Here is a 21,953-nt window from a genome sequence, read left to right on the forward strand (position 1 = left end):
AACCCCCGATGGCCGACACCGACGAGCTGCGCCGATACCTCAGGAAGAGCGCGAAGGAGCTGTTCGAGACCAGACAGCAACTCAGCAAGCTCACCGACCGGGCACGGGAGCCCATCGCCATTGTCGGCATGGCCTGCCGGTACCCGGGCGGTGTGCGGTCACCCGAGGATCTGTGGCGGGTGACCGCGGATGGTGTGGACGCGATAGGGGACTTTCCAGTCGACCGCGGGTGGGATCTGGAGCGGCTGTACAACCCGGATCCGGATGTGCCGGGCACGATCTACACCCGTAACGGTGGATTCCTCTACGACGTAGCAGATTTCGATGCGGAGTTCTTCGGAATCAGCCCCCGGGAAGCCGTCGTGATGGATCCGCAGCAGCGTCTGATGCTGGAGGCGTCCTGGGAAGCGTTGGAAGACGCCGGTATCGACCCGGTGTCGTTGCGCGGCAGCGATACCGGCATCTTCACCGGAGTCATCCACCAGCACTATGGTCCCCTCGTCGGCTCGCCGACGTTGGCGGCCGAGTCGGAAGGCCATGCCGGCCTCGGTGTGGCGAACTCCATCCTGTCCGGCCGGGTCTCCTATACGTTCGGTTTCAAGGGTCCCGCGATGTCGATCGACACCGCGTGCTCCTCGTCGTTGGTCGCGCTGGACCTTGCATGTCAGGCGTTGCGCCAGGGCGGCACCTCGCTTGCCCTGGCAGGCGGCGTGACCGTGATGTCGGAGCCGACCATGCTGATCGCGTTCGCGCGACAGCGCGCGCTGTCGCGCGATGCGCGGTGCAAGGCGTTCGCAGCGGCCGCTGACGGGACGGGCTTCTCCGACGGGCTGGGGATATTAGTGTTGGAGCGGTTGTCGGATGCCCAGCGGCTCGGGCATACCGTGTTGGCAGTGGTGCGCGGCAGCGCAGTCAATCAGGATGGCGCAAGCAAGGGGTTGACTACACCGAACGGTCCGTCACAGGAACAGGTTGTACGGCAGGCGTTGGCCAATGCCGGTTTGGACCCCTGGGATGTCGACGCGGTGGAGGCGCATGGCACGGGCACGATGTTGGGGGATCCGATCGAGGCTCGGGCGCTGATCGGTGTCTATGGGCAGCGGCGGAAGAGCGGGCCGCTGCGTTTGGGATCGCTCAAGTCGAATATCGGCCACACGTCGGCCGCAGCCGGGGTTGGGAGTGTGATCAAGCTGGTGCAGGCGATGCGGTACGGAATATTGCCGAAGACCCTGCACGTGGATGCGCCGACGCCCCACGTGGATTGGTCGGCGAGCACGGTGCGGTTGTTGACCGAGGCGCAGCCGTGGCCCGCGGGGGAGCGGCTGCGTCGGGCAGGTGTGTCGGCGTTCGGGGTCAGCGGCACCAACGCGCACGTGATTATCGAAGAGGCGCCGAGAAGGGACGTCAGTCCCGAGGGGGTTGGGCATCCTGCCCGACTTCGTTGGCCGGACGGCGCAGATTCCAGAGGTGAAGTCGGGCAGGATGCCCAACCCTCGGTTGTTGCGTGGGTCGTGTCTGCGAAATCCGAGCCGGGTCTACGAGCACAGGCGGCGCGACTGAGGCAGTGGTTGATCGGCAAACCCGACGCGGATATGTGGGATGTGGCGCATTCGTTGGCGACCTCGCGCGCAGTGTTGGACTGGCGCGGTGTGGTCGTGGGGCGCGACCGGGACGAACTGCTGGCCGGTCTGGCGACTCTCGCCGAGGACGGTTCCTCAGAGCGCTCGGACGTGCTCTCACACGGCGCCGGTGTGGTCAGCGGTGTCGCGGGCACCGGCCGCACAGCGTTTTTGTTCACCGGCCAAGGCGCGCAGCGGCCCGGAATGGGTCGAGAACTGTACGAGGCGTTTCCGGTGTTTGCGGCGGCGTTGGACGAGCTGTGCGCCGCGTTCGACCCTCTGCTCGGGCGTGCGTTGAAAGACCTGATGTTTGCCGAGGACGATGCGGGGCTCCCGGCCCCCGGCCCAAAGCACGCCGTGGCAGGCTCCAACACACCGGGACGAGCGTTGGATCGGACCGAGTGGACGCAGCCGGCGTTGTTCGCCTTCGAGGTGGCGATGTTCCGGTTGGTCGAATCCTTCGGTGTGACACCGACGGTGCTGCTCGGTCACTCCATCGGCGAGCTGGCGGCGGCGTATGTCGCCGGGGTCTGGTCGCTGTCGGACGCGTGCGCATTGGTGGCAGCGCGCGGTCGGTTGATGGGTGCGCTGGCGGAGGGCGGGGCGATGTCGGCGGTGGCGGTCTCCGAAGACAAAGCGGCCGCACTGGTGGCCGGATACGCCGGCCGGCTGTCGGTGGCTGCGGTGAACGGTCCGTCCTCGGTGGTGTTGTCCGGAGACGCCGCCGCGGTCGGCGAGGTCGAGCGGCAACTCGCTGTCATGGGAGTGAAGACGAATCGGTTGCGGGTCAGTCATGCCTTCCATTCGGTGTTGATGGAGCCGATGCTTGCCGAGTTCCGTGCGGTGGCAGTGGGTTTGACCTATCGAGTGCCCACGGTTCCGGTCGTGTCGAACGTGACCGGCGAGGTGGGTCGCGAGCTGACCGATCCGGAATACTGGGTGCGTCAGGTGCGGTCGGCCGTGCGGTTTGCACCGGGAGTGCGGGCGTTGGTCGACGCCGGGGCACGGCGGTTTCTGGAGCTGGGCCCGGATTCCGTGCTCACTGCGATGACCGGGCAGTGTCTGGCCGAGGAACCCGAGGTCGAGACGCGGGCCTCGCTCTTAGTTGCTGCCGCCGGCCGTCGCGGCGCAGATGAGGTCGTGCAGTTGACCACGTTCCTGGCCGCCGCGCACGTTGCGGGACTCGAGGTGGATTGGCGCCGCATGTACGCAGGACGGTCGCCGAAACGAATTGCCTTGCCGACTTATGCATTCCAACGGGCACGGTACTGGCTGTCGGCACACGGTGGTGTCGGTGATGTGGGTCGTGCCGGTTTGATCGCGGTCGATCATCCGCTGCTCGGTGCGGCGGTCTCCCTGGCGGGTAGCGACGAGTGGTTGTTCACCGGTCGGCTTTCGGTGGCGGCGTATCCATGGATCGCCGATCACACGGTGTTCGGGGTGGTGTTGTTTCCGGGGACGGGTTTCGTGGAGTTGGCGTTGGCGGTCGGCGCTCGATTGGGCCTCGAGGTCGTCGAGGAACTGGTGCTGGAGGCGCCGTTGCGTTTGGACGGCGGGACCGAGGTCGATGTCCAGATCTGGGTCGAAACTCCCGACAAGGATGTGCGCAGACGGTTTGTCGTGGCTTCTCGAATAGTCGACGAACCACCTTCGGGTGCAGGCGGAATCACTCACGCCCGTGGCATTCTCGCCCCGGGTGCCACGATCGAGGCGTTGGCGTACGACGGTGCCGGCCCGGCAGAGGATGCGACCTCGGGTGAATCGTTGTACGACCGGTTGGCTGCGCGTGGGCTCGGCTACGGCCCCGCGTTCCAGGGAGTCCGGCAGCTATGGCATACCGATGGCGAGGTCCTGGCCGAGGTCCGACTGTCCGGCGAGATTGTTGAAGAGGCTTCCCGATTCGGGATTCATCCGGCGTTGTTGGACACCTGCCTGCACGCCGCGGCACAGGAGTTGGCCGCCGATTCGTCCCCGGACCGGGCGCCGCTGCCGTTCTCGTTCACCGGCGTGCGCCTGCACCGCCGGGGGACGGCGGCGGTGACCGCCCGGATCCGACGCGGTAGCGCCGATACCGTGCGGGTGGAACTCGGCGATGACACCGGTGGGCTGGTGTTGAGCATCGATGCGGTGCGGGCCCGTTCGGTGGACAGCCGGGTGTTGCAGGCCGGCCGGAGCAGTCATGCCCTTTACGACCTGCAGTGGAGCGCCGCGGCGACCCCGGCTACGGGTGATCCGGGGCGCATTATCGCGGTCGGCGGCACAGGCGGGTTCGCCGAAAACTATCCGGATATGGCCGCCTTGGCCAAAGCCGGTGATGCTTCGGATGTAGTGGTGTGGTTCGTCGATTCCGAGGTGAGGAGGGTGGGGCTGTTCTCACCCGCCGTTGTTCGTGACAGCGTGAAGACCACTCTGGCGCAGTTGCAGACCTGGCTGCGCCTGCCGTCCGAGGCACGGTTGGTGGTAGTGACCCGCAATGCCGCCGGCGTACCTGGGGAGACATCCGACTTGGCCGCGGCGGCGATCTGGGGACTGTTGCGCAGTGCCCAGTCCGAATACCCCGGCCGGATCATCTTGTTGGACACCGACACCGAGGTGACCTCCGACCTGGTCGCCTCGGCCCTGGCCGGTGACGAGTCCCAGTTGGCTGTGCGTTCCGGTGTGCTGTTGGCCCCGAGGTTGGTCCGTCGTGAGACCAAAACCGAGAGTATCGCGTTCGGTTCGGGTGCGGTGTTGATCACCGGTGGTACCAGTGGCTTGGGTGCGTTGATGGCGCGGCATGTGGTCGGGACGTATGGGGTGCGTGATCTGGTGTTGGTGTCGCGGCGGGGTGAGCGGGCCGACGGTGTTGCCGCACTCGTCGCCGAGTTGACCGAGTTGGGGGCTCGGACGCGGGTGGTGGCGTGTGATGTGAGTGATCGTGCTGCGGTGGCGGTGATGCTCGACGATATTTCCGATGGCCCGGCGTTGACCGCCGTCATTCACGCGGCGGGGGTGTTGGCCGACGGTACTGTCGAGACGCTCACGTCCGAGCAGGTCGATCGGGTACTCGCGCCGAAGGTGGATGCGGCGCTGAATCTGCATGAGCTGACCTTGGATCGCGATCTGTCGGCGTTTGTCTTGTTCTCTTCGATTGCCGCGGTATTGGGGTCGGCGGGGCAGGGCAACTATGCGGCGGCGAATTCGGTGTTGGATGCGTTGGCGCGTCGCCGTGTCCACGCGGGTTTGCCTGCGGTGTCGGTGGCGTGGGGTCCGTGGAGTCAAGACAGTGGGATGACCGCCGATCTCGGTGCGGCTGCGGTGGAGCGGTTGTCGCGGATGGGTTTGCGCTCCTTGTCGGAATCCGATGGGCTTGCGCTGTTCGACCTGGCCGGTGGTGCGGGCGCACCATTCGTCGCCGCGGTCGACCTCGATATGGCGTCATTGTCGAGTCAGGCCCGCGCGGGTCTGTTGCCCGATCTGCTGCGGTCGCTGGTGACGGTGCCGCGCCGCGCCGACAGCAGTGGTGGTGGGGACCCCGGATCAAAGCTGGTACCGCGGCAGGCTTTGGCGAGGCTGTTGGCGTCGGGGTCGGACAAACGCGACGCGATCGTGCTCGACTTTGTGCGGAATCAGGTCGCCTCGGTACTGGGTTATGCCTCGGGCGACCTGATCGATGTCGAGAGGCCGTTCAGTGAAATGGGTTTCGACTCGCTGGTTGCGGTGGAGTTCCGCGACCGGCTCGGCAAGGCCACGGGTTTGCGATTGCCAACCACCCTTGTCTTCGACTATCCCACGGCGCGGTCGGTGGCGGCGTTCATCGGGTCCCGGGTCGGGGACAACCCCGACACCGCACGGCGGACGGCGAGAACCGTGCGCCGGATGCGTGTCGATGAGCCGATCGCCATTGTCGGAATGGCTTGCCGGTATCCCGGTGGTGTCGGGTCCGCGAATGACTTGTGGGATCTGGTGTTATCGGGTGTGGACGCCATCGGTGGGTTTCCCCTCGATCGCGGTTGGGATCTGGATCGTCTGTTTCATCCGGATCCCGACCATTCGGGTACCTCCTATGTCCGGGAGGGCGGATTCCTCAGGGATGCAGCGGGTTTCGATGCGGGGTTCTTCGGGATCGGACCGCGGGAGGCAGTGGGGATGGATCCGCAGCAGCGGTTGTTGTTGGAGGTGTCCTGGGAGGCGTTGGAGCATGCGGGGATCGATCCGACGTCGTTGCGGGGTAGTGACACCGGTGTCTATACGGGGGTGATGTATCAAGACTACGAGGATTTGGTACGTAGGGCGGGGTCGGAGGTCGAGGGGTACCGGGTGACCGGGTCGGCGGCGAGTGTGGTGTCGGGTCGGGTGTCGTATGTGTTGGGGTTGGAGGGGCCGGCGCTGACGGTGGATACGGCGTGTTCGTCGTCGTTGGTGGCGTTGCATACGGCGTGTCAGGCATTGCGTCAGGGGGAGAGTTCGCTGGCGTTGGTAGGCGGGGCGACGGTGATGGCGACACCGCAGGTGTTCGTGGAGTTCTCGCGGCAGCGGGGTTTGGCTGCGGATGGTCGGTGTAAGTCGTTTTCGGCGGCGGCCGATGGGGTGGCGTGGTCGGAGGGTGCGGCGGTGTTGGTGGTGGAGCGGCTGTCGGACGCACAGCGTCTGGGGCATGACGTTCTTGCGGTGGTACGGGGTTCGGCGGTGAATCAGGACGGTGCGAGTAACGGCTTGACGGCGCCGAACGGTCTGTCGCAGGAGCGGGTGATCGCGTCGGCGTTGGCGAACGCCGGGTTGGAGCCTGCGGATGTCGATGTGGTGGAGGCGCACGGCACCGGAACGACATTGGGAGATCCGATCGAGGCTCAGGCCCTGCTGGCCACTTACGGACAGCGGGACCAGCAGGCGCAGCCGTTGTGGTTGGGGTCGATCAAATCGAATATCGGTCACACGCAGGCGGCGGCGGGTGTGGCCGGTGTGATCAAGATGGTTCAGGCGTTGCGTCACGGGGTGCTGCCGAAAACGTTGCATGTGGGTGCTCCGTCTTCGAGTGTGGACTGGTCCGCGGGTCGGGTGGAGTTGCTCGTCGAGCAGGGTGATTGGCGGGTCGAGGGTCGTCCGCGGCGGGCCGGGGTGTCGTCGTTCGGGCTCAGTGGCACCAATGCACACGTCATTCTGGAACAGGCACCCGACATGGTTGTCGGACCGATGTTGTCCACCGAACCCGACGACACGGTGATCGAGGAGCAGGCCGACACCCCTGTCGTGGTGGCGTGGGTGGTGTCGGCGCGGACCGGGGAGGCGTTGATCGGGCAGGCTCGACAATTGCTCGACTACTTACAGCGACAGCAGGACCTGTCGGCGCGGGATGTAGCGCGGACGTTGGTGGGGCGGTCACGGTTCGATCACCGTGCGGTGGTTGTGGGCGCTGATCGCGATGAGCTGTTGGCCGGATTGTCGGCATTGGTCGACCGGACACCGGCGGTCGGTGTGGTGTCGGGTGTGGTGGGTGCCCAGGGTAAGACGGCATTGGTGTTTCCCGGCCAGGGCGCCCAGTGGGTGGGTATGGGCCGGCAACTGTATGCCGCGTTCCCGGTGTTCGCGCAGGCTGTCGACGAAGCTCTCGAGGGGATGAATGCCCAGTTGGGTGTTTCGTTGCGTGAGTTGATGTGGGGCGAGGATCCGCATGTTCTCGACCAGACACAGTTCGCGCAGGCGGCGTTGTTCGCGGTAGGAGTCGGGGTGACGCGACTGTTGCGGGAGTGGGGTGTGCGCCCGGACTTTGTGGCCGGACATTCCATCGGTGAAGTGAATGCCGCTCATGCCGCAGGTGTTTTGACGCTCGAAGACGCTGTGGTGTTGGTGGCTGCCCGGGGACGGTTGATGCAGGCGTTGCCCGAGGGTGGGGCGATGGCCGCGGTGCAGGCGTCGGAGGCCGAGGTTGTTCCTTTGTTGACCGCGGGGGTGGCTCTCGCGGCGGTCAATGGACCGAAATCGGTGGTGGTTTCCGGTGTGCGGGAGGAAGTCGCTGTGGTCGTGGAGCGGCTGCACAACGACGGCCGGAAGGTGAACTGGTTGCCGGTGTCGCATGCGTTCCATTCCCCGTTGATGGCGCCGATGCTCGACGAGTTCGCTGCGGTGCTCGCCGAGTTGTCGTTCGCCGAGCCCACGATCCCGGTCGTGTCCAACATCGACGGTGAGTTCGTCGCTGCTGATCTGGCCTCTGTCCGTTACTGGGTTGATCATGTGCGAGCGACGGTGCGTTTCGCCGAGGGTGTGCAGGCTCTGCACCACGCTGGAGCGACCCAGTTCATCATCGCAGGCCCGGACGGGGGACTGACAGGACTGATCACCCAATGCCTCGACGAGCGGCCCACAACAGTCGACCCGGTAGTGGCGGCCGTACTGGGCAAAGACCGTGACGAAGCGGAAACCGCGTTGAACACCGCCGCACAGTTGGATGTGGCGGGTGTGAGTGTGGACTGGGAGGCGATACTTCAGGGCCGCGGACAGCGAGTCGAGTTGCCGACCTACGCATTCCAACGACGCCACTACTGGCTCGAACCCACCGGGGCAGGGGACACGACCCCGGACGCGACCGATATCGAGTTCTGGCAGGCGGTCGATCGTGGCGACCTGAGAACGCTGGGGATCGATCCGCAGCAACCCTTCGGTGAAGCATTGCCGGTGCTGTCGTCGTGGCGGCAGCGTCACCAGGATCAGGCGTTGATCGATTCGTGGTGCTATCGAATCGAGTGGCAGCTGTTATCCGATGAACCAGTGCGGTTTGTCGGGGATTGGTTTGGTGGCGGGCCGAGCGGCGCCGCTGAACCAGTGCGGTTGGCAGGGGATTGGCTTGTTGTCGGGTCGAGCGATGGTGTTGTCGTCGACGATGTGATCGACGTTTTCCGTGGTGCGGGCGTGGGAGTTCGCTACGCCGCCATCGACGCCGAAGGTATGTCGCGATCGGATGTTGTTGCCCTGCTTCGAGCATCAGCGCAGATGAACGACGTATCCGGGATACTGTCTGTTGCTGCTCTCGATGACCGGCCGAGCAGTGAGTCTTCTTCGGTGACAAGAGGATTGCTGGCAAACCTGTTGCTACTTCAGGCGCTCAGTGATATCGGTGTTGAAGGTATCGGTGTTGAAGCGCGTTTGTGGTGTGTGACGAGCGGGGCGGTCAAGGCAGTTGCCTCGGATCGGATCACCAGCACGATGCAGGCCCAGATGTGGGGTGTGGGTCAGGTTGCCGGTCTGGAGTTCCCCACATGGTGGGGTGGATCGATCGACCTACCCGAAGTACGAGACCAAGCAGCCCTGCGGCGTCTGCTCATGTCGTTGTCCCGGGACGACGGGGAGGACCAGCTCGCGGTCCGTTCCTCCGGTGTCTACGGCCGCCGGATGGTGCGGACCTCGCTGACCGGATCCTCGATGGATGGAGGATGGAAGCCTCGCGGAACAGTACTGATCACCGGCGGTACCGGAGGAATCGGCGGACACCTGGCACGGTGGGCTGCCGAAAACGGTGCAGATCATGTGGTGCTGGCCAGCCGCCGCGGACACAAGGCGCAGGGTGCTGTCCAGTTGGAGACGCAACTACGTTCACTCGGGTCCCGGGCCACTTTCGCCACTTGTGATGTGACTCGGCGTGACGACGTGGCCGCGGTACTGGCCGCCATCGACGACGACGCTGGTGGTTTGACCGCTGTGGTCCACGCCGCAGGTATCGGATCGCAGAGCCCGATCACCGAGGTCGTTGCGTCATCGTTGGCGGCGGTCGTCGAACCCAAGGTCGCAGGCGCACGGCACCTGGACGAACTGCTCGGTGATCGTCGCCTGGATGCGTTCGTCTTATTCTCCTCCGGTGCCGCCACCTGGGGCAACGCAGGTGGTGCGGCATACGCAGCCGGAAACGCCTACCTGGACAACCTGGCCGAGGACCGTCGCTCACGCGGCTTGACCGCTACCTCACTGGCGTGGGGCGGATGGGCAGCCGCAGGGATGGTCGCGACGGTCGGCAGTACGGAGTATCTGGACCGGAACGGTGTGCGGTTGATGGAGCCGGGTCTGGCCTTGCAGGCTTTGAGTCATGCCGTGAGCCGCGACGAAACAACCCTGACGATCGCGGATCTGGACTGGAGACAATTCGCCCCCCTCTACACGATGTCCAAACACCGGCCGCTGATCCAGGAGATACCCGAAGCACAGACAGCGCTCCAGGCAGAACAAGAACAAACCGAAGCGACCACCTCGGCCGACCTCCGGCAGCGGATGGCGGGCCTGCCCGAGCCCGAACAGTTGACGATGGTGCTCGACGTGGTCCGGAGTCAGGTCGCGGCCGTCCTCGGTCACGACCGCGCCACCGCCATCGAGGCCGACCGCAACTTCCGGGATCTGGGATTCGACTCGTTGACCGCGGTCGAAGCACGCAACCGTCTCAACACCGCGACCGGCCTACGACTCCCGGCCACGCTGATCTTCGACTACCCGACACCCGAAACCGTCACCACCCACATCCTGCAAGAACTGCTCGGAACCTCTGATGCGCATGTGCCGGTGCCGGTGGCGACGCTGGTGGGGGTGTCGGAGCCGGTGGCGATCGTGGGTATGGGGTGTCGATTCCCGGGCGGGGTGTCCTCCCCGGAGGAGCTGTGGCAGCTGGTCCTCGACGGCCGGGATGTGATCGGGGGATTTCCGACCGACCGAGGTTGGGATGTGTCGGAGTTGTTCGATCCTGAGCCTGGTGTGGCAGGCAAGTCCTATACCCGGGAGGGTGGGTTCGTCCAGGACGCGAGCGAGTTCGATGCCGGGTTCTTCGGGATCAGCCCGCGGGAAGCGACAGCGATGGACCCTCAGCAGCGGGTGCTGTTGGAAACGGTGTGGGAAACGTTGGAACACGCCGGAATCAGACCGGGATCGTTGCGCGGCAGCGACACCGGAGTCTTCATCGGCGTCATCGATCAGTCCTACGGGGTTGGTTCGGGGAGCAGTGGGTACGGCAGCGACGATTCCGGGGTCGAGGGGTACCGGGTGACCGGGTCGGCGGCGAGTGTGGTGTCGGGTCGGGTGTCGTATGTGCTGGGGTTGGAGGGGCCGGCGGTGTCGGTGGATACGGCGTGTTCGTCGAGTCTGGTGGCGTTGCACCAGGCGGTGGCGGCGTTGCGGTCGGGGGAATGCTCGCTGGCGTTGGCCGGTGGCGTGACGGTGATGGCCACGCCGGCGGGATTCGTGGAGTTCTCCCGGCAGCGGGGATTGGCTGCCGATGGCCGCTGCAAACCGTTCGCCGACACTGCCGACGGCACCGGGTGGGGCGAAGGTTCGGGTGTGCTGGTGCTGGAGCGATTGTCGGACGCGGTGCGCAACGGACATCAGGTGCTGGCGGTTGTGCGTGGTTCGGCGGTCAACCAGGACGGCGCCAGCAACGGGTTGACAGCACCCAACAGTCTGTCTCAGCAAAAGGTGATCCGGCGGGCGTTGGCGAATGCCGGGGTCTCTGCTGCCGAGGTCGATGTGGTGGAGGCGCACGGCACTGGAACGACGTTGGGAGATCCGATCGAGGCTCAGGCACTGCTGGCCACTTACGGACAGCGGGACCAGCAGGCGCAGCCGTTGTGGTTGGGGTCGATCAAATCGAATATCGGTCACACACAGGCCGCTGCCGGTGTGGCCGGTGTGATCAAGATGGTTCAGGCGTTGCGTCACGGGGCGCTGCCCAAAACATTGCATGTGGGTGCCCCGTCCTCGCGCGTGGACTGGACCGCGGGCCGGGTGGAGTTGCTCGTCGAGCAGGGTGACTGGCAGGTCGAGGGCCGTCCGCGGCGGGCCGCGGTGTCGTCGTTCGGACTCAGTGGCACCAACGCACACGTCATCCTGGAACAAGGACCGGCTGTCGAGACCGCCGACCGGAGCGAGCCCGGTCGGGATGAGCCCGAGCACAACGGGTTGGTCGCGGTGGGGTGGCCGGTGTCGGCGCGGACCGGGGAAGCGTTGACCGGGCAGGCACGTCGCCTGCTGACCTATCTGGAGCAGCATCCGCAGATCGACCCGGTGGATGTGGCCACAACCTTGTCGGGCCGGTCAGCATTCGACCATTGTGCGGTGATTGTGGGCGGTGACCGCGACGAATTGCTGGCCGGGCTGTCGGCACTGGCCGAGCAGGCACCAGCCGCCGGCGTGGTGTCGGGTGTGGTGCACAAACACGGTAAGACGGCATTGGTGTTTCCCGGCCAGGGCGCCCAGTGGGTGGGCATGGGCCGGCAACTGTATGCCGCGTTCCCGGTGTTCGCGCAGGCTGTCGACGAAGCTCTCGAGGGGATGAATGCCCAGTTGGGTGTTTCGTTGCGTGAGTTGATGTGGGGCGAGGATCGGCATGTTCTCGACCAGACACAGTTCGCGCAGGCGGCGTTGTTCGCGGTAGGAGTCGGGGTGACGCGACTGTTGCGGGAGTGGGGTGTGCGCCCGGACTTTGTGGCCGGACATTCCATCGGTGAAGTGAATGCCGCTCATGCCGCAGGTGTTTTGACGCTCGAAGACGCTGTGGTGTTGGTGGCTGCCCGGGGACGGTTGATGCAGGCGTTGCCCGAGGGTGGGGCGATGGCCGCGGTGCAGGCGTCGGAGGCCGAGGTTGTTCCTTTGTTGACCGCGGGGGTGGCTCTCGCGGCGGTCAATGGACCGAAATCGGTGGTGGTTTCCGGTGTGCGGGAGGAAGTCGCTGTGGTCGTGGAGCGGCTGCACAACGACGGCCGGAAGGTGAACTGGTTGCCGGTGTCGCATGCGTTCCATTCCCCGTTGATGGCGCCGATGCTCGACGAGTTCGCTGCGGTGCTCGCCGAGTTGTCGTTCGCCGAGCCCACGATCCCGGTCGTGTCCAACATCGACGGTGAGTTCGTCGCTGCTGATCTGGCCTCTGTCCGTTACTGGGTTGATCATGTGCGAGCGACGGTGCGTTTCGCCGAGGGTGTGCAGGCTCTGCACCACGCTGGAGCGACCCAGTTCATCATCGCAGGCCCGGACGGGGGACTGACAGGACTGATCACCCAATGCCTCGACGAGCGGCCCACAACAGTCGACCCGGTAGTGGCGGCCGTACTGGGCAAAGACCGTGACGAAGCGGAAACCGCGTTGAACACCGCCGCACAGTTGGATGTGGCGGGTGTGAGTGTGGACTGGGAGGCGATACTTCAGGGCCGCGGACAGCGAGTCGAGTTGCCGACCTACGCATTCCAACGACGCCACTACTGGCTCGAACCCACCGGGGCAGGGGACACGACCCCGGACGCGACCGATATCGAGTTCTGGCAGGCGGTCGATCGTGGCGACCTGAGAACGCTGGGGATCGATCCGCAGCAACCCTTCGGTGAAGCATTGCCGGTGCTGTCGTCGTGGCGGCAGCGTCACCAGGATCAGGCGTTGATCGATTCGTGGTGCTATCGAATCGAGTGGCAGCTGTTATCCGATGAACCAGTGCGGTTTGTCGGGGATTGGTTTGGTGGCGGGCCGAGCGGCGCCGCTGAACCAGTGCGGTTGGCAGGGGATTGGCTTGTTGTCGGGTCGAGCGATGGTGTTGTCGTCGACGATGTGATCGACGTTTTCCGTGGTGCGGGCGTGGGAGTTCGCTACGCCGCCATCGACGCCGAAGGTATGTCGCGATCGGATGTTGTTGCCCTGCTTCGAGCATCAGCGCAGATGAACGACGTATCCGGGATACTGTCTGTTGCTGCTCTCGATGACCGGCCGAGCAGTCAGGCCTCCTCGGTGACAAGAGGATTGCTGGCGAACCTGTTGCTACTTCAGGCGCACAGTGATATCGGTGCTGAAGCGCGTTTGTGGTGTGTGACGAGCGGGGCGGTCAAGGCAGTTGCCTCGGATCGGATCACCAGCACGATGCAGGCCCAGATGTGGGGTGTGGGTCAGGTTGCCGGTCTGGAGTTCCCCACATGGTGGGGTGGATCGATCGACCTACCCGAAGTACGAGACCAAGCAGCCCTGCGGCGTCTGCTCATGTCGTTGTCCCGGGACGACGGGGAGGACCAGCTCGCGGTCCGTTCCTCCGGTGTCTACGGCCGCCGGATGGTGCGGACCTCGCTGACCGGATCCTCGATGGATGGAGGATGGAAGCCTCGCGGAACAGTACTGATCACCGGCGGTACCGGAGGAATCGGCGGACACCTGGCACGGTGGGCTGCCGAAAACGGTGCAGATCATGTGGTGCTGGCCAGCCGCCGCGGACACAAGGCGCAGGGTGCTGTCCAGTTGGAGACGCAACTACGTTCACTCGGGTCCCGGGCCACTTTCGCCACTTGTGATGTGACTCGGCGTGACGACGTGGCCGCGGTACTGGCCGCCATCGACGACGACGCTGGTGGTTTGACCGCTGTGGTCCACGCCGCAGGTATCGGATCGCAGAGCCCGATCACCGAGGTCGTTGCGTCATCGTTGGCGGCGGTCGTCGAACCCAAGGTCGCAGGCGCACGGCACCTGGACGAACTGCTCGGTGATCGTCGCCTGGATGCGTTCGTCTTATTCTCCTCCGGTGCCGCCACCTGGGGCAACGCAGGTGGTGCGGCATACGCAGCCGGAAACGCCTACCTGGACAACCTGGCCGAGGACCGTCGCTCACGCGGCTTGACCGCTACCTCGCTGGCGTGGGGCGGATGGGCAGCCGCAGGGATGGTCGCGACGGTCGGCAGTACGGAGTATCTGGACCGGAACGGTGTGCGGTTGATGGAGCCGGGTCTGGCCTTGCAGGCTTTGAGTCATGCCGTGAGCCGCGACGAAACAACCCTGACGATCGCGGATCTGGACTGGAGACAATTCGCCCCCCTCTACACGATGTCCAAACACCGGCCGCTGATCCAGGAGATACCCGAAGCACAGACAGCGCTCCAGGCAGAACAAGAACAAACCGAAGCGACCACCTCGGCCGACCTCCGGCAGCGGATGGCGGGCCTGCCCGAGCCCGAACAGTTGACGATGGTGCTCGACGTGGTCCGGAGTCAGGTCGCGGCCGTCCTCGGTCACGACCGCGCCACCGCCATCGAGGCCGACCGCAACTTCCGGGATCTGGGATTCGACTCGTTGACCGCGGTCGAAGCACGCAACCGTCTCAACACCGCGACCGGCCTACGACTCCCGGCCACGCTGATCTTCGACTACCCGACACCCGAAACCGTCACCACCCACATCCTGCAAGAACTGTCAGATGTCGCAGAATTAAGCTCGGTAGCAGCAACGCCGGCGCTGGTAGCGGTGTCGGAGCCGGTGGCGATCGTGGGTATGGGGTGTCGATTCCCCGGCAAAGTGTCCTCCCCGGAGGAGCTGTGGCGTCTGGTCCTCGACGGCCTCGACGGGGTGTCGGGGTTCCCGACCGACCGAGGTTGGGATGTGGAAGCCCTCTACCACCCCGAACCCGGAGTGGCAGGCAAGTCCTACACCCGGGAGGGTGGGTTCGTCCAGGACGCGAGCGAGTTCGATGCCGGGTTCTTCGGGATCAGCCCGCGGGAAGCGACAGCGATGGACCCCCAACAACGCGTAATGCTGGAAACCGCGTGGGAATCGCTCGAACACGCCGGCATCGATCCGGGATCGTTGCGCGGCAGCGACACCGGAGTCTTCATCGGCGTCAGCGATCAGTCGTATAGGCCGGGCGGGGTGGGCGGCGACGATTCGGGTGTGGAGGGGTACCGGGTGACCGGGTCGGCGGCGAGTGTGGTGTCGGGTCGGGTGTCGTATGTGCTGGGGTTGGAGGGGCCGGCGGTGTCGGTGGATACGGCGTGTTCGTCGAGTCTGGTGGCGTTGCACCAGGCGGTGGCGGCGTTGCGGTCGGGGGAATGCTCGCTGGCGTTGGCCGGTGGCGTGACGGTGATGGCCACGCCGGCGGGATTCGTGGAGTTCTCCCGGCAGCGGGGATTGGCTGCCGATGGCCGCTGCAAACCGTTCGCCGACACTGCCGACGGCACCGGGTGGGGCGAAGGTTCGGGTGTGCTGGTGCTGGAACGGTTGTCCGCCGCCCAACGCAACGGACATCAGGTGCTGGCGGTGATACGCGGTAGCGCGATCAACCAGGATGGTGCCTCCAACGGGTTGACCGCCCCCAACGGTCCCTCCCAACAACGAGTGATCCGACGCGCGCTCGCCGCCGCCGGAGTCGCGCCCGCCGAGGTCGACGTGGTCGAAGCCCACGGCACCGGCACACGCCTCGGCGACCCGATCGAGGCCCAAGCCCTGCTGGCCACCTACGGCCAGGACCGACCCTGGGACCGGCCTATGTGGCTGGGCTCGATAAAATCCAACATCGGACACACCCAAGCCGCGGCCGGTGTGGCCGGTGTCATCAAGATGGTGCAGGCCCTGCGCCGAGGAATCCTGCCCAAGACCCTGCACGTGGATGCACCGTCGACCCATGTGGACTGGACCGCGGGGCGGGTGGAACTGCTCACCGAGGCCCGCGACTGGCCCGCCAGCGACCACCCCCGCCGCGCGGCGGTATCGGCATTCGGGATCAGCGGCACCAACGCCCACCTCATCCTCGAACAAGCACCCGACATGGTTGTCGAACCGGTGCCGTCCACCGAACTCGACGACCCGACGATAGAACTCGACGACACGGTGATCGAGGAGCAGGCCAACACCCCCACCGTGGTGGCGTGGGTGGTGTCGGCGCGGACCGAGTCCGGACTGACCGGACAGGCTCGACGACTGCTCGACCACCTACAGCGACAGCAGGACCTGTCGGCGCGGGATGTGGCACGGACGTTGGTGGGGCGGTCGCGGTTCGATCACCGCGCGGTGATCGTGGGTGCCGACCGGCGGGAACTGATGACCGGGTTGACCGCGCTGGCCGAGGGAGCATCGGGCAGTGGTGTGCTGTCGGGAACAGTCCACACTCACGGCAAGACGGCGTTGGTGTTCCCCGGACAGGGAGCGCAGTGGGTGGGCATGGGCCAGCAACTGTATGCCCAGTTCCCGGTGTTCGCGCAGGCTGTCGACGAAGCATTCGAGGCGATGGACACCCAGTTGGGTGTCTCGTTGCGAGAGCTGATGTGGGGTGTGGACCAACACGTTCTCAACCAGACGCAGTTCGCGCAGGCGGCGTTGTTCGTAGTGGGAGTCGGGGTGACCCGACTGTTGCAGGACTGGGGTGTTCGCCCCGATTTCGTGGCTGGGCATTCCATCGGAGAGGTGAACGCCGCACACGCCGCAGGTGTCTTGTCCCTGGCGGACGCGGTGGTGTTGGTGGCCGCGCGGGGACGGTTGATGCAGGCCTTGCCCGAGGGCGGGGCCATGGCCGCGGTGCAGGCATCCGAGGCCGAGGTCGTTCCCCTGCTCACCGCGCAGACCACGATCGCTGCGGTCAACGGCGCGCAGGCGGTGGTGATCTCCGGAGTCCGCGACGACGTCACTGTGGTGGTGGAGCGTTTGCAGGCCGGGGGTCGGCGGGTGAGTTGGCTGCAGGTGTCGCACGCATTCCACTCCCCGTTGATGGAGCCGATGCTCGACGAGTTCGCTGCGGTGCTCGCCGGGTTGTCGTTCGCCGAGCCCACGATCCCGGTCGTGTCCAACATCGACGGTAAGTTCGTCGCCGCCGATCTGGCCTCTGCCCGCTACTGGGTCGATCATGTGCGGGCCACGGTCCGGTTCGCCGAGGGTGTGCGCACTCTGCGTCGGGCCGGGGCGACCCGGTTCGTCGTGGCCGGCCCCGACGGTGGATTGACCGCGCTGATCACCCAGATCCTCGAGGACCAGCGATCCGAACCGGGTCCGCTGGTCACGGTGCCGGTACTCGGCAAGGACCGAGGCGAGACCGACACCACGTTCCGCACCGCCGCGCAGTTGGATGTGGCGGGTGTGGGTGTGGTGTGGGACAGGTTGTTCGGTGTCGGTGGCCGGTTCGTCGAATTGCCGACCTATGCCTTCCAACGCGGTCACTACTGGCTGCAGGCCGGCAAAAACACCGACGCGGCCTCGTTGGGCCAGTCCACGGCCACGCATCCGTTGCTGGCCGCGGTGGTGGTGTCGCCACGCACCGGTGGTGTGGTGATGACGGGCCGGTTGTCGTTGGCCACCCAGCCGTGGCTGGCCGACCACGCCGTGAACGGTGTGGTGCTGCTGCCCGGAACCGGGTTCGTGGAGATGGTTATGCGTGCGGCCGAAGAGGTGGGCTGCACTTCGCTGCAAGAGCTGACATTGGTGGCAGCGTTGGCGTTGTCGAACGAGGCGGGGGTGCAGCTTCAGGTCGTAGTCGATGAGGCCGACGAACACGGGCACCGCGCGGTATCGGTGTATTCCTGCGTCGAGAACGCCGACAACAAATGGATGTTGCACGCCCAGGGTGTGTTGGTCGAGCATTCCGATCCTGCCGAGCCGGTGGGGGAGTCGTTGGCGGTGTGGCCGCCGCAGGACACCTCGTCGGTCGCGGTCGAGGACTTTTACGAGGTGTTGAACGACACCGGCTACAGGTATGGGCCGGTGTTCCAGGGGTTGCGTTCGGTGTGGCGTCGCGGCGAGGACCTGTTCGTGCAGGCCGAACTACCCGGCACCGTCACCGACGCCGAACAGTTCGGGCTACACCCGGCCTTGCTCGACGCGGTCCTGCACGCCATGGTTGTCGGCGCCGACGCCGATACCGGTGTGGTGCTGCCGTTCGCGTGGCAGAACGTGACACTGCACGCCAGTGGTGCGTCGGCGGTGCGGGCACGAATCTCCCCGACCGGTGACGGTGGGGTCTCGGTTCACGTCACCGACACCGCCGGGCTCCCGGTGCTGACAGCCGGGTCTCTCACCACTCGGGCACTGTCGACCGAGTCGCTGACCGGGGCGGGAACCCGTGACCGGTTGTGTGGGGTGCAGTGGATGGCCTGGCAGTCCCCGATTTCGGCCACCGAACCCGAATCACGGGTGTTCTCTACTGCGGAGGCTCTCGTGAGCTGGGCGAGCGAGGATGGCGCACCGACACCCCCGGTCGTGGTCTACGACCTCCGACAACTCGAACACACCGATGAGTCCGATGTGTTGGGTCGGGTTCACACCGCGACCCATCAGGTGTTGGCGGTCCTGCAACGTTGGTTGGGTCAGTCCCGCTTCGACGCCAGCACTCTGGTGGTCCTGACCCGCGGAGCGGTCACGTCCACCGGCGCGACCGCCGCCGACCTGACCGCTGCGACGGTATGGGGTCTGGTGCGTTCGGCGCAGTCGGAACACCCCGGCCGCGTCGTGCTCATCGACACCGACACCCGACCTGAGACTTCACCCGACACCGATAGTGTGCTGGTGCCCGGGTTGGGAACGGCCCTGGCCAGCGGGGAACCACAGATTCTGCTCCGCGCCGGCGTCGTGCACAGCGCCCGACTGACCCGACTACCCGAACCACAGAGCCTGGCCGTTCCGGAGACGAAGTCGTGGCGATTGGAAGCGGGTACCGGCCGGACCCTCGACGACTTGGCCCTGCGACGATCGCACGCTGGGGACGAACCACTCGCCGCGGGGCAGGTACGAATTTCGGTACGAGCAGGCGGAGTCAACTTCCGCGACGTTCTGCTCTGCCTGGGCATGGTGTCCTCCGAACACACCCTCATCGGCGGCGAAGCGGCTGGTGTGATCACCGAGGTCGGACCCGGGGTTGAAGGGTTTCTACCCGGCGACAGAGTGATGGGGTTGGTCGAAAGCGGTATCGGTCCCCATTCGGTGGCAGACAACCGGACTGTTACCCACATTCCCGAAGGCTGGTCGTTCACCCAGGCCGCAGCGGTGCCCACCGTATTCCTGACGGCCTACTACGGACTGCGGGACCTAGCGCGGATGCAACCGGGTGAGAAGCTGCTGATCCACAGCGCGGCAGGTGGTGTGGGAATGGCGGCAACACAACTGGCCCGGCTATGGGGCATCGAAGTGTACGGCACCGCGAGCAACCGTAAATGGGACACCTTGCGCACCCTGGGGTTCGACGAAGAACACATCGGAGACTCCCGGACACTGCAATTCGAGGAGAAGTTCCTTGCTGCCACTGCTGGTCGTGGCGTCGATGTGGTCTTGAATTCGCTGGCCGAAGAATTCGTGGACGCCTCGCTGCGGTTGATGCCGCACGGCGGGCGATTTCTCGAAATGGGAAAGACCGACATACGCGACAGCGCACAGATCTCGACCACCTATCCCGCGGTCGCCTATCAATCCTTCGACCTGCGCGACGCCGGGGGAGACCGGATCCAGGAGATGCTGGTCGATCTCCGAACCATGTTCGACAGCGGAGCCCTCACCCCGCTACCGATCAAGGTGTGGGATATCCGCCACGCTCCGGATGCCTTCCGATACATCAGCCAAGCACGGCATACCGGCAAGGTCGTCTTGTCCGTGCCCGCTGGGGTGGATGTTGGTGGTTCCGCGGTCGCGGCGGCCGTCGCCGAGGGCACGGTACTGATCACCGGCGGTACCGGCGGGTTGGGCGCGATGCTGGCCCGGCATCTGGTTACCGCCTACCGGGTGCCGTCGCTGCTGCTGACCAGCCGTCGAGGACCGGCCGCGCCCGGCGCGGACCTGTTGGCCGCTGAACTGACCGAACTGGGCGCGCACGTGCAGATCGTCGCTTGTGATGTGTCCGACCGTGCGGCGGTGACCGAATTGCTGACTACCGTGCCCACCCAGTGGCCGTTGACCGGTGTGGTGCACACCGCAGGGGTGCTCGACGACGGTGTGGTGACGTCGCTGACACCCGAGCGAATCGACACCGTGTTGTCGGCTAAGGCCGATGCCGCTTGGTATCTGCATGAATTGACTCGCGAGATGGATTTGGCGATGTTTGTGCTGTACTCCTCGGCGGCCGGAGTGCTCGGCTCACCCGGACAGGGAAACTACGCCGCCGCCAACAGCTTTCTCGACATGCTCGCCGAGCAGCGCCGCGTTGCTGGGCACACTGCCACCGCGATCGCGTGGGGACTGTGGACCGCTGAGACCGGGATGACTGGGCAGCTCGGCGAGGTCGACGCCGCCCGTATGAGCCACGGTGGTGTGTTGGGTCTGTCGGCCGAGCAGGGGTTGGCTTTGTTCGACGCGGCGCTGCGACAGGATCGGGCTGGAGTGGTTGCCGCGCGACTGGATATGGCTACGCCGGCGGCGCGAACCCGCATCGGCGCCGTCTCCCCGCTGTTGTTGGGCTTGGTGCCGAGCGCCCGCCGAATGGCGACAACGACGGCCCCGGACCTCCGGCAGCGGGTGGTGGGTTTGTCGGGGTCCGAGCAGTTGTCGGTGGTGCTGGAGGTGGTCCGTGGTCAGGTCGCGGCCGTCCTCGGTCACGACGGCGCCGCCGCCATCGAGGCCGACCGCAACTTCCGAGACCTGGGGTTCGATTCGTTAACCGCGGTCGAGGTTCGTAACCGCCTCAACACCGCGACAGGTCTACGGCTACCGGCGACGCTGGTCTTCGAATATGAAACCATATCTGAGCTGGCGAATCACATACTACATAAACTTCGAGAACGTCCTCGAGAAATTACTTCCCGGGAGAACGATCTCGTGCTCGAAACTAATATAGAGCACGAGGGCGAAGAATCTCTCGTGTCGCTATATAGAAAAGCGATCCAAGACGGAAAATGGAACGAAGGCACAGCTCTGCTTCGTGTCGCAGGCGGGTTGCGTCCAACATACGGCTCTTCTGACATTTCGCAGGTTAGCATTCGGGCTGAACTCGGCAGGGGAACCAAGACGCCAGGAATTGTATTCCTCGCTTCGCCCATCTTTACGGGCGGCGTGCATCAGCACGCACGGATAGCAAATGCATTCGGAAACCGGAGAAGCATACTGAGTATGGCACTGCCTGGTTTCAGATCTGGCGAGCCGCTCCCGGAGTCCCTCCCCGCAGCTGTAGAGGATCTAGTCGTAGCTGTCAGGGAGGCTGCCGGTGACGAACCGTTTGTATTGGCGGGCTATTCCTCTGGAGGCGTCCTTGCGCACGCAGTCGCGAATAGAATGGAAGAGATAGGAGAATCGCGCTTCACCGGCGTAATTCTTATCGATAGCTTCGAGAGGGAGCAAGCGGCAAACATACCTATCGATCAGCTGGTTGGATCGATGTTGGAGCGTGAGTCCGAGCTCGGAACCTTCAATAGCGCAAACGTTACGGCATCGATTAGATGGCTCGACCTTCTTCGCGACTATGCGTGGTCCCCTCTACGAAATAGTGTTCTCTTTATTAAATGCGCAAACCCATTTTTCTATACAACGTCGGCGGCTGGAGAAAGGGAGTACATGATTGCTGATCCATGGTCTGACTCCCAAATAGTGAGAAGCGTAGAAGCGGATCACTATTCGGCTATCTCGGATGATGCGCCATCGGTGGTCGAAATAATAGAAGATTGGCTTGATGATGTCTAATCGACGAGT

General features: G+C 65.1%; 1 protein-coding gene. It reads left to right on the forward strand.

What is annotated here, in order from left to right; genetic code table 11:
* Positions 1–8 precede the first annotated feature (8 nt).
* Positions 9–21,944 (forward strand): type I polyketide synthase, encoded by a 21,936-nt coding sequence (locus OH799_RS06810; protein ID WP_406276815.1) that lies wholly within the window; start codon positions 9–11, stop codon positions 21,942–21,944.
* Positions 21,945–21,953 lie beyond the last annotated feature (9 nt).

Origin of the sequence: Nocardia sp. NBC_00881, from assembly GCF_045207455.1 — a bacterium.
Classification (GTDB): Bacteria; Actinomycetota; Actinomycetes; order Mycobacteriales; family Mycobacteriaceae; genus Nocardia.

Bases quoted from the DNA above. Each gene is read 5' to 3' on its own strand.
- OH799_RS06810 (WP_406276815.1), top strand. From the start codon at position 9: ATGGCCGACACCGACGAGCTGCGCCGATACCTCAGGAAGAGCGCGAAG.